This window comes from Acetobacter lambici, from assembly GCF_011516885.1.
GTDB lineage: Bacteria > Pseudomonadota > Alphaproteobacteria > Acetobacterales > Acetobacteraceae > Acetobacter > Acetobacter lambici.
In genome coordinates, this window is sequence record NZ_WOTD01000004.1 from 131,004 (window position 1) to 137,840 (window position 6,837).

Consider the following 6,837-nt stretch of genomic DNA (forward strand, 5'->3'; position numbering starts at 1 on the left):
AGAAACAATCCAGCGCGCCAATGCAAATTTGGAATGGAACCTATGGCTTAACCTAGACTGGACAGATTCAGTCCTTTTTACCGCGCACAATATCCCACACCTTGCGGGTGCCACCTCGGCCAACGGCGGTGGCAACGGTAGCCGTAACCGCAGCCATGGTTACGGAGTCGCGCATCTGGGTCATGCAACGGTCACGCATGATCCGGGCATCTACCTCATCCGTGGTCAGGTAGGAGCGGCGGCCAAACAGAATGCACACAAGGGCGGCCAGCACATCCAGACCAAAAACGGTAAAGGATGCGCCAACCGGCCCGAAGTGGCCAACAAACACTAGAAGAATCCAGAGCAGCCCATGCCCTGTAATCAGGGCAAACAGGCCAAACACCGCAGCCATAATCAAAAAAGCGGCCTGACGACCGTAACGGATGGCCATCTGCTGCATCAGGGAGGACTGGGCAGATAGGGCGGATTTACCAAGATCAAAGATACGCATGGGCTCTGGAGCTACCTTCGTTCAGATGACGCGCAGAGCGTCAGCGAGACATGCGCCCGATGATAAACCCTACCACGCCGGAAATGGCAATGGACAGCCAGGACGTGTGACTGCCTGTACGCTTTGCAAGATCGTTGCGCGTATGATCGGCCAGTTCGCGCGCATTGGCAACTGCCTGTTCGGTCAGATCGCCCGCTTTGCCGCCCGCACGACCCAGTGCTGGAACAATATGTTGTGTAACAAGGCGTTCGATATGAGCCTTAACGGCGTCCAGTTCCTCACGCGCGGTGTCGGCTGCGGCTTCACCTGCAAGCTTAACGTCTTTGATTTTATCTGATGACATGAAACAAACCTCGTTGACTTTATCGTTTTAAATTACAACACCCTTGTAACCCACGAAAAAGGACATAGTTGCATGCCGCCCGCGCATGGCTCACCCCCGGCTTTAGCGCTCACGGATTTTACTGTCCTGCCCAAAGCGCCTCCCCTTGCCTTGCGTCTGGCCTCCGGCCGTTGCATTGCCCTGCTGGGAATCGGTTCAACAGCACAGGACCTGAGCGCGCTGACCGCAGCATTGGCTGGACGCTGCCCCTCCTCTGGGCAGATATGCGTGAATGGGGTAGACGTAAGCCCTCTGCCACAAGGTCAACGCGGAATCGCCACCATGGGGGTGCACGCACCACTGTTCGGGCACCTGAGCGTGACCGACAACATTCTGTTCCCCCTACGCGCCATGGGCACACTCTCCAAAGCCGAAATCCAGCGCAGACGGGATGAAGTTCTGGCCCTGACCGGACTGGACGCGGTCTGCTCCCTTCTCCCTTCCGCACTTTCAGCCGAGCAGGCTTTCCGGGCGGCTCTGGCCCGCGCACTTGTGGTCACCCCGGATCTGCTGGTGCTGAACCAGCCGCTGGATGCCATGCCTCCGACCGCGGCAAAACGCTCTTTGGTGTTTTTGGAGCGACTCCGGCAGGCCATTGGCCTGACATCTCTATTCCTCACCCGTGACCGCACGGAAGCATTCATGGCCGCCAACACCATTGGTGTTCTGGATCATGGGCACCTGCTCCAACTGGCGGACGCGCCGACCCTGCTCAACCGCCCAGCCACCCCGGCCGTGGCGCTAGCACTTGGGGATGCCAATATCCTGACCGGCAAGGTTCTGCGCCTTGACGATGACGTAGCCGAACTCCGGCTCCCATCGGGTGAGACGGTGGAAGCCATGGCCGAAGGCGATCTGGCGGAGCATGATCTGGCGAGCATATGCATTTTGCCTGATCGGCTCTCCGTTCTCTTTCCGCGGCAGGCGGAGGCTGATAACACTGCGGAAGCGGGCGATCTGCCATGCACCCTTGTTTCCGCCCATCATCTTGGCCACACCATTATTATGCGGATGCGCCTGCGGGACGGGACGGAAATAACCGTCAACCGCCCCCCGGTACACACCCAGCGGGAATTAGGAGCGGGTCGGTCGGCCCTGCTTGCGTGGCAAACCCGGAATGCAACGGCCTTTCCGATGGATAAAAAAACCAGCTAGATTTAGGCTGGCATGACTGGTCAACGATAACGGCGCGTGAGGTTTACCCTGTTCTCTCTCCCTTTCCTGAACATACCCGACAGGCAGGCAATGTCCTCCCAGGAACAGGGGCAGGTTCGTTCTCTTAACGCGTTGTCCCGCCGTCGTGCGTTACTGACCGGGTTGGGGTGCCTGCTCCCCGGCTCCGCCATGGCGCACCACGCCCCAAAACAGACCAGAACGGGCAAAGGCCTGCACATTCTCACCTTCTCCGGCAAAATTGCCGAAACGCAGGGCAAGGTCCTGTTCAAACCCTACGAACAACTGACTCACCAGACCATTGTGCCCCATGGCTGGAATGGGCAGATTACCGATCTACAACATTTTACAGGTCTGACGCATTTTCCTCTGGCGGCCGCCATGATGGAAGCCAGCAGCCTGCGCATTGGCTGTAACCTCAAACTCTTGTCACGCCATCAGGCGGATAATTCCGCCAGCAACTGCGGCCAGCCCTCCGCCGCCATTGATTACGCCATGGCATGGGATAGAGCACGGTTTGACACAGCCCCCGGCTGGTCGGATTTTTGGGATGTTGCGCGCCACCCCGGCCGTCGTAGCCTCCGCCGTGACCCACGCCTCACGCTCGAGATCGCCCTGCTGGCAGATGGTGTGCCCGCAAGCGCGCTCTACCATGTTCTGGCCACGCCAGAGGGGGTCGACCACGCTTTCCTCAAACTGGAACAGTTACGCCCCTATATTGCATGGTGGTCCACGCCAGAAGAAGCCGGGCACATACTGACATCGGGGGGCGCACTTATGGGGTGTGTACCCACGGGGGAAATTCTGGGCGCAGCAGGACCAGACCGACAGCGTTTTGGCCTGCTCTGGCAGCAGCGTTTTCTGGTGCAATATGGCTGGGGCGTAATGACTGCCGCCGCGAACAACCCTGCGGCTCTGGCTTTTGTGTCCTGGCTGGAACAGGCTGTACAACAACAGGCGTTTGCCAATGCATGGCCTTCGCTCCCCTCCATGGCGGAGTTGAACGCTCTAGCTCCCCATCTTGGCCACATCCCACCCGCCATTGCGGTAGATGACACATTCTGGGCAGCCAATCTGGGAAAACTGAGTGAACGCTTCCAGCAATGGATGCACCACACATGATCCCATATTACATGGTCCATGCCTCCGCTCATATAGCGCTCGTCCATGGTCTTTTTATTGCCACAACCAGCCTGCTGGCTACCGCCCTGTTTTTAGTCCTGAGTGTAACTTTGCGTGCGGAGCAGCACCTTTACACACTGACTCTTCCCTTACTTCTGCCATGCACGGGTCTGTCCGCCGCACTCCCTCTACTCTGGACCTCGGCAATAATACCATTTTTACAAGGGTTTTTACTTTTGCCTCTACTGTTGTTCCCCGCAGCCCTGCCTGTTCGAACATTACAGACCGGCTGGTCAGAAACAGCACAGGAACTTGGTGCAAACAGGCTTTCCAGATTACGCTTGTTCTGGTGGCCTCTTTTACAGAAACCTGTCGCCTTAAGCATTTTCCTTTCACTGGTTTTTAGCATCGTACAATGACAGTCTCATCTCCCCTCCCGTTTTGGAAAACCACTCCCCTTGTGGACATGACAACCGAGCAATGGGAATCTTTATGCGATGGATGCGGTCGATGCTGCCTGCACAAACTCCGTGATGATGACACAGAAGAACTGCACTACACATCTGTTGCGTGCAGACTTCTGGATGTAAAAACCTGCCAATGCACGGATTACCCCAAACGCCACCGCAAAGTTCAGGACTGCGTAACCTTAACCCCCACCATGATTCCCGAACTGGACTGGCTCCCCCCAGACTGTGCTTACAAAGGTCTTTCAGATGGTCATGACCTGCCATCATGGCACCCACTGATTACAGGAGACCCCAACACCGTTATCGCCTCCGGCGCATCTGCCGCGGGCCGCTGTATTAGCGAAAGACGCGCAGGAGCACTGGAGGATTACATTGTCGACTGGCCAGCAGAACCCGCGACAACTCCCGACGGAAATTAATATCTGTTCTCAGGAAACCATACAGGTCATCTGGAAACATTCATTGCGGGCCAAGCGACTTTCCCTACGCATTGCGCCCCATGAACAAAAACTTGTTGTCACGATTCCGCAGGGGTGCTCCCCTACACAGGCTCTTACATTTGCAAACAAAAATCACGCCTGGATTAAAGACCGCCTGCAACAATTGATAAAAGCACCATCTTTTTCAGACAACAATACTATTCTTATCAGGGGGAAACCTTACCTTATTGTACATGCCCCCCAACAATCAGGTGGCGCATGGCTGGAAAACAACCGTCTTATGGTTAGCGGGGATCTAACCTTTATCAACAGACGGGTTACTGACTTTTTACGAACTCATGCCGCAACCGTACTTAAAAAAGAAGTACAGCATATGGCTCAAATAACCGGTTTACACCCAAGCCGCGTGGATATCCGCGATACCACCAGCCGCTGGGGAAGCTGCTCAACATCGGGCCGGATTATGCTATCATGGCGGGTCATAATGGCTCCAGATTGGGTAAGGCACTACCTGATTGCCCATGAACTCAGCCATCTCCGGCACATGAATCATGGTCCTCTATTCTGGCAACAAGTCATCAGCATAACGCCTTATAGGAAACAGGCAGAAACATGGCTGCGCCAGAAGGGGTCTCTGCTTTTACACGCCAGATAGACCTGAGATTTGCGCAATAGCTGAAGCATGCTAAAGAACTGCTCCTAATGGTTTACAAACCATGCGCGAACTTGGCGGAATGGTAGACGCAGGAGACTTAAAATCTCCAGCCCGTATGGGCGTGCGGGTTCGAGTCCCGCAGTTCGCACCATAAACTGTTGAAAAACAGAGGCATTTTGTCCGAGAGGAAATTTTCCCATAATGGGAAAACTTCATGCTCCGCGCCATCCCGTCCCGCCGCACAGGACAGCCTCGTTATCACTTCCGCCGCATCGTCCCGGCAATGCTCCGCCCCCTGCTGGGCAAGACCGAGATTTCCCTCGTCCTTCATACCTCTGATAAACTGGTCGCCCGTGAACGTGCAGCCGCCCTGTATGCCAGGACGGGACAGCTTTTCAGAGCAGGCAAGATGCAAAACCCCTCCAGAGAAGACCTTCTGGTCCTCTACAGCGAATTGATTGAAAACTACGAAATCGCTCTGAAGGCTCAGGAGGAGAGTGCCAGAAAAGTGCTGGAAGCCGAACGGGCCCAGCATCTCATTGAAAAAGCCGATCTGGTCTCACGGCAGTCGACCTTCCTCAACAAGGTCCAGCCCCACATGGACAGCCTTCTTCAGGCACTGGGGCAACTGAAGCACACGCTCGACAGACGGGATGTCTGGAACGTCGCTGAAAAACAGGGGCTGCAGAACCAGATCACCACCCTCAGCACCCTGATCCAGACCAGCCTGTACAAAGGCGCGGAGAGCCCGGCAGAACAAACACCTTCCCTCAAGCAGCCACGCAGTATGAAACTGTCTGCGGCGGCTGAGAAATTTGTCTTCTCAGTTTCCTCCAAAAGTGCGGGGACCATCAAAGGAACAGGCAAGACCGTAGCCCTCTTCACCGAAGCCTTTGGAGATATGCCAGTTCATCAGGTGACCGGTGAGGTCGTGGGAGAATTTTACGACCTGCTGTCAGGCCTCCCGGCAACACATGGCAAAGGCAAGACCACTCTTCCCCTTCGAGACGCGGTCAGAGAGGCCGAAGAACACGAGGTGGAAACCGTCTCGGGCAAAACCGTCAAAAACCATTTCTCGCGCATGTCCGCGATCTGGAGCGAGCTGGTCCGACGTGACCACGCCCCCAAAAATCCATGGGCCAACTGGTCTTTCGATCTGACGCAGAAAACCAACCGCCGGGCCTGGTCGGAAGAGGAACTGAGAACACTCCTGAACTCAAAATGGCTGGGCCGGGTTTTCCCCGAACGCACCTATCGGGGCATTGTGCTCATAGCCCTCTATACCGGCATGCGTCTGGGTGAGATCTGTAATCTGAGAAATGAGGATATCGAAATCCTTAACGGTATTCCCTGTTTCCAGATCCGGCCCCATACAGTCGAGATCGACGGGAAAATCCGGGAATGGTCTCCCAAGACATCAGCCGGCACCCGTATCGTTCCCATCCACACCAAACTGCTGGAAAAAGGGATCATTGAGGAATTCAGAAATTCCGGCCCCTATCTCTTCAGCGAACTGCCCATCTCCGCTTCCGGGGTTCGAGGCGCAAACTTCGAAATGGTCTTTTCCAAACATAAACGGCGTCTGAACCTGCCAGCGGACGTCACCTTTCACTCCTTCCGCCATCTGGTTTCGACAGTGCTCAGAAACCAGGACAGTCACATCCGGGAACTCTGGATTGATGATCTGCTGGGTCATGAAGCCACCCACAAAAGTCAGGGCACAACCCAATACACATCGGCTATTGATCTGCAGAACCTCCAGCGGGTTGTGGAGGCCATTACCTATCCCGACGACATTGCAAACTGGTGAATTCCTAAGATGCCTGGCACGGTTTCATGACCCTGAATGAGGGACAAAAGGGATCGGCACCATGCGACCAATGGTCGCATCACAGCGACCGATGGTCGCACGGCCAGCCCTCCCCGAGAGAGACCAATCGTCGCACAGCCACCCTTCGAATGCGACCAATGGTCGCGTCACAACGACCATTGGTAATCCCCCCATAAAAAGAGTGACTTTTGAATGAGAATTTTCTCAGCGTAAGAATTGAGGAGATTCTGATGAAGAGTGATCGCTTTACTGACGCCCAGATCATGGGTGT

At 55.4% G+C, this 6,837-nt stretch carries 7 protein-coding genes and 1 tRNA gene; 6 read left to right on the forward strand and 2 right to left on the reverse strand.

Features of this window, described 5'->3' with window-relative positions:
- Positions 1-67: 67 nt before the first annotated feature.
- Positions 68-493, reverse strand: a complete 426-nt coding sequence (locus GOB86_RS04100; RefSeq protein ID WP_165991098.1) for a phage holin family protein — start codon at positions 491-493, stop codon at positions 68-70.
- Positions 494-533: 40 nt separating this feature from the next.
- Positions 534-836 (reverse strand): hypothetical protein, encoded by a 303-nt coding sequence (locus tag GOB86_RS04105; RefSeq protein WP_165991099.1) that lies wholly within the window; start codon positions 834-836, stop codon positions 534-536.
- A gap of 72 nt (positions 837-908) precedes the next feature.
- Between GOB86_RS04105 and GOB86_RS04110 the strand changes: the two genes are divergently transcribed.
- From GOB86_RS04110 to GOB86_RS04135, 6 genes are all read left to right on the forward strand, one after another.
- The gene (locus GOB86_RS04110) at positions 909-2,030 is read left to right on the forward strand and encodes an ATP-binding cassette domain-containing protein (protein ID WP_165991100.1); all 1,122 of its coding nucleotides are present in this window, start codon (positions 909-911) and stop codon (positions 2,028-2,030) included.
- A gap of 90 nt (positions 2,031-2,120) precedes the next feature.
- Complete coding sequence (locus GOB86_RS04115; protein WP_165991101.1) at positions 2,121-3,170, forward strand: extracellular solute-binding protein; 1,050 nt, start codon at positions 2,121-2,123, stop codon at positions 3,168-3,170.
- Positions 3,171-3,585: 415 nt separating this feature from the next.
- The gene (locus GOB86_RS04120; RefSeq protein ID WP_165991102.1) at positions 3,586-4,059 is read left to right on the forward strand and encodes a YcgN family cysteine cluster protein; all 474 of its coding nucleotides are present in this window, start codon (positions 3,586-3,588) and stop codon (positions 4,057-4,059) included.
- Entirely contained in the window at positions 4,013-4,735 is a 723-nt protein-coding gene (locus tag GOB86_RS04125) for a M48 family metallopeptidase (RefSeq protein ID WP_194301066.1), read from the forward strand. Before GOB86_RS04120 ends, GOB86_RS04125 begins: the two co-directional genes overlap by 47 nt.
- 65 nt (positions 4,736-4,800) lie before the next feature.
- Positions 4,801-4,886: transfer RNA gene (locus GOB86_RS04130), tRNA-Leu, on the forward strand.
- A 63-nt stretch (positions 4,887-4,949) separates the two neighbouring features.
- The gene (locus tag GOB86_RS04135; RefSeq protein ID WP_165991103.1) at positions 4,950-6,545 is read left to right on the forward strand and encodes a tyrosine-type recombinase/integrase; all 1,596 of its coding nucleotides are present in this window, start codon (positions 4,950-4,952) and stop codon (positions 6,543-6,545) included.
- The last annotated feature ends 292 nt before the right edge of the window (positions 6,546-6,837 follow it).